Source organism: Nitrospinota bacterium, assembly GCA_029881495.1.
Classification (GTDB): domain Bacteria; phylum Nitrospinota_A; class UBA7883; order JACRGQ01; family JACRGQ01; genus JAOUMJ01.
In genome coordinates, this window is record JAOUMJ010000053.1 from 1 (window position 1) to 4,240 (window position 4,240).

Sequence of the window (4,240 nt, forward strand, 5' to 3'; positions counted from 1 at the left end):
CGGAGTGGATTAACGGCTTCTGATCAACATCGGCTATCTCACCGCTGGAAGCTATCTCCAGCTCTTTTACACCCTCATCGGTAATCTGCGCAAGCAGGCTTCCCATCTTCTCGGCGAGCGTAAGATATGGCTGTACCCTTTTCAGAGTTTCAGGATCAACAGCCGGAACGTTTACCGCGTTTAGGATCGCGCCTGTTTCAGCGTACGCAACCATCTGTCTAGCCGCCGCGAGGGCGACATTCTCCTGCGCCTCTTCGGTACTGGCTCCAAGATGCGGAGTGCAGATAACATTTGGATTCGTAACAAGCCTGCTACCCTTATCGGGCGGCTCTACTTCAAAAACGTCGAGCGCGGCGCCTGCTACTTTGCCGGATTCGAGAGCAACACAAAGCGCTTCCTCATCGATGATCCCGCCTCGCGCGCAGTTCACTACGCGCACACCATTTTTCATTTTGCCAAACTCGGAAGTTGAGATCATATGTTTGGTCTTTTCAGTTAAAGGAGTATGTACCGAAATAAAATCGGACTCTTTCCAGACATCTTCCAGCTCAACCAGCTCCACGCCAAGCTCTTCGGCTTTCTCTTTGCTAATGAACGGATCAAACGCGATACACCGCATCTTGAAACCGAGAGCGCAACTGACAACAACAGAACCGACGCGACCAAGACCGACAAGACCAAGTGTCTTCCCCATCAGCTCAACGCCTATCAGCTTCCTGTTCCATTCGCCGTTCTTTATACCTGCTGTACCCTGCGGAATGTTCCTCGCAAGCGACAGCAAAAGACCGAAGGTGTGTTCGCCCGTGGTGACCGTGTTGCCGCCCGGTGTATTTTCAACTGCGATACCTTTTTTTGACGCATGAGGTATATCGACATTGTCGACACCGGCTCCCGCCCTGGCGATAACCTTGAGATTTGTAGCGGCATCAAGAATGTCCGCCTTTAGTTTCGTCGCGCTCCTTATTACAATACCGTCGTAGGCAGAAATTATTTTTTTCAACTCATCCGGCTTGAGGCCGACTTTTACGTCGACATCTATAGAACTTGAAGCGCGAAGGATGCTTAGCCCCGCCTCGGAAAGATCATCACTTACTAGAACTTTAAATTTATCAGCCATCACTAAACCTCAAATGAGTTCATAAGAACTTCCTGTACCGCGGCAACTCCGCTGCCCATCTCGACCTTTGCACCAAAACGGGCAAGGGCCATTTCAATTGAAGAAAGAGCTATAACAATATCGAACTCGCCAATGTATCCGAGCTGAGCAATTCGTATTATTTTTCCTTTCCACTGATCCTGCCCGCCGGCAAAGGTAATTCCTACTTTGTCCCTCAAAACTTTTACAAGCTTGTTACCATCGACACCTTCAGGAAGAAACACTCCGGTCATCGCTTCCGACGGAGAATCCGTAACCATCTTCAGACCGAGCGCCGCCGTTCCTGCCTGCGCCGCTTTCGCCAGCAACGCTGTTCTTTTGTACCAGTTATCAAGCCCTATTTCGTCAAGCATGTTTAGAACTTCCCTTAGGCCATTGATAAGCGAAACAGCTGGAGTGTACGCGGTCGTCTTATCTGCCAGATTTTTTCGCTCCTTTTTAAGGTCGAAATAGAACTTGTTGTTCTTCGCGCCATCAACCTTTTTCCACGCCTTTTCACTTAGCGCGATGAACGCAAGACCTGGCGGAAGCATAAATGCTTTTTGTGAACCTGATATCAAGATATCAATACCCCACTCATCCATAGGTATATCAAACACGCCTACCCCTGTTATTCCATCAACAACCAGGAGGACGTCGCTATTTTTTGTAATCTGGGCAATCTCCTTAATCGGGTATTTGACCGTGGTAGAAGATTCTGTCGCCTGCATCAGAACACCTTTTATCGCCGAATCCTTATCAAGCGCCGCCTTTATTGCCGCAGGGTCAACCGCGTTGCCCCACTCGACATTCATCCATTCGACTTTTAAACCGTATGCTTCCGCAATCTTCCCCCAGCGTTCGCCGAACTTTCCGCCATTCACAACCAGAACCTTCTCTCCGACAGAAAATGAGTTCGTAACGGAGGCCTCCATTGCGCCTGTGCCGGAAGAGGAGAGTATTAATACATCCTGTTTCGTATTGAAAACCTTCTTCAAACGCTCGGCAGTATCGGCGAAAACAGCCGAAAACTGGGGCGTTCTGTGGTGAATAATCGGCTGAGCCATCGCGAGCAATACCCTTTCAGGGACAGGTGTCGGACCCGGTGAAAGAAGGTAACTTTTCAACATTATCTAGTCTCTCCTACGCAGTAAATATTAGTAAATCAGTTGTCTTGTACCGTCAAATTGAAAGTAATCATCCGCTAACCGGAAACGACGAATTATAGGCAAATTTTCGGCAATTTGCCAGTAAATCAGGTTAAAAATGAATTCATCCTGAACGCTGAGACAGATACCATTTACGGAGATTTGTTTTGAACCATATTTTCATTCCGATACCTGCGAGATATTGCCTGCAATGACAATTCCATAGCATTCTGGAATGCAAAAAATAAAACCATTTTGTCAATCGCCTCAAGGGGATTAGAATTTAACCTGATGACTAATAAATATAAACTGTTTGACCTCCTGAAAGTATCGATAGGCCTCTGCTGTGTCTCGCTACTTGCCATATCAGTAAGGCCAATAATCGCCGACGCGCGAATGACCCTTACAATAAAACAGGAACGTCTACTCGGACTGCCAAACAGCTTCATGGTGTACGTCCCTGATTTTCCGCAAAACGGAAAACTTACCCCTTACAGAGTAAAGGAAGACGCAGAAAAAACCTTGAGCAGAGGGGGGATCAGTCTGGTAGAAAACTATAAAAAAGGCCCGCTGGCAAAGATCATCCTAAACGTCGTTCCCGATTCACAAACCGACAAAATAACAGGCACCGACTACCTCATTGACATAAACGTCTACAACCTCTCCACCATTGCCACGGAATACGACCTTCGCGAAGGGACCGTCTGGAAGATAGGCTCCTACAAGGAGACGCTATCGAGAACATATCCAAGAGCTGTACAAAAAAGGATAAGAGTGCTCCTTGAATATTTCATGGAAGATTATTTCGCCGCCAATCCATATCTGAAAAAGCCTGTTAAGGAAGAAGAGCATCAATTGCGAAAAAAAGGTGACTCGTTAATCAAGCGCGGCGGCCCCTGAAACCACCCAAAGCCTGTATTCATTCCGTTTTGATATCACACTTAATAAAATTCCGTTCATCAACGGAGGCATTGATTACTTTTTCCATTTAGGGATAATAGAGAATGTAAATAACTGCGGAGATGATAATATCATCCGCTGATTTAAGTAATCAGGGGTGCTCTCCTTGAGCTGAGATCCCGATAGCTTTCGGGAAACCCTTAGAACTTGAACTGGGTAATTCTAGCGAAAGGAGATTTTATGTTAATCCGGCAAAAGCGCGCCAAATGCGCCGAAAAACTAACAGCCTGCGCCACAAAAGGGAGACACCAAAGATGCTTGAGATAGCAGGTAAAAAATTCAATTCGCGGCTCCTTATGGGAACGGGTAAGTTTTCATCCAACGATGTGATGCACGACGCGATTATTGCCTCCGAATCCGAGATCGCCACCGTTGCCATTCGGCGGGTTGAACTAAACTCCAAAACAAAAGGTATTGTCGACTACATCCCAAAAGGTATCAATCTTTTGCCAAACACATCGGGCGCGCGGAATGCCGACGAAGCCATACGAATAGCGAGGCTTTGCAAAATGGCCGCTGGAACGAACTGGGTGAAACTCGAAGTAATTTCCGATCCGGTTTACCTGCTCCCCGACCCGATCGAAACCTTAAAAGCGGCGGAACAACTCGTGAAAGAAGAGTTTGTAGTTCTACCGTATATCAACGCCGACCCGATGCTAGCAAAGCATCTTGAAGAGGCTGGATGCGCGACCGTTATGCCTCTCGGTTCCCCTATCGGGACCAACAAGGGACTTAAAACTGTCGAGATGATAAAAATAATTATCGACATCTGCAAAATACCGGTTGTTGTCGATGCAGGGATCGGCAAACCTTCCGACGCCGCCTACGCGCTGGAGCTTGGCGCGGACGCCGTTCTTGTAAACACTGCCATCGCCGTCGCAAAAAATCCTGTCGAAATGGCGAAGGCGTTCAAGATGGCGGTCACTGCGGGAAGAATGGCATACGAATCCGGACTTGGTGACGAAAAGGATAAGGGGGAAGCGTCCAGCCCACTGAC

4 protein-coding genes and 1 riboswitch are annotated in these 4,240 nt (G+C 47.7%); of the genes, 2 read left to right on the forward strand and 2 right to left on the reverse strand.

What is annotated here, in order from left to right; genetic code table 11:
• Positions 1–1,117 (reverse strand): phosphoglycerate dehydrogenase (serA, locus tag OEY64_13060; GenBank protein MDH5543872.1); only part of this gene is annotated, 1,117 nt, incomplete at its 3' end.
• Positions 1,118–1,119: 2 nt separating this feature from the next.
• Complete coding sequence (locus tag OEY64_13065; GenBank protein MDH5543873.1) at positions 1,120–2,265, reverse strand: alanine--glyoxylate aminotransferase family protein; 1,146 nt, start codon at positions 2,263–2,265, stop codon at positions 1,120–1,122.
• Between the two features lie 309 nt (positions 2,266–2,574).
• Here OEY64_13065 and OEY64_13070 point away from each other — a divergent pair, with 309 nt between their 5' ends.
• Positions 2,575–3,183: a hypothetical protein gene (locus OEY64_13070; protein MDH5543874.1), complete on the forward strand. Its 609-nt coding sequence runs from the start codon at positions 2,575–2,577 to the stop codon at positions 3,181–3,183.
• 143 nt (positions 3,184–3,326) lie between these two features.
• Positions 3,327–3,434, forward strand: a riboswitch (TPP riboswitch).
• A gap of 63 nt (positions 3,435–3,497) precedes the next feature.
• Positions 3,498–4,240 (forward strand): thiazole synthase (locus OEY64_13075; GenBank protein MDH5543875.1); only part of this gene is annotated, 743 nt, incomplete at its 3' end.

Bases quoted from the DNA above. Each gene is read 5' to 3' on its own strand.
- OEY64_13065 (MDH5543873.1), bottom strand. From the start codon at position 2,265: ATGTTGAAAAGTTACCTTCTTTCACCGGGTCCGACACCTGTCCCTGAA.
- OEY64_13070 (MDH5543874.1), top strand. From the start codon at position 2,575: ATGACTAATAAATATAAACTGTTTGACCTCCTGAAAGTATCGATAGGC.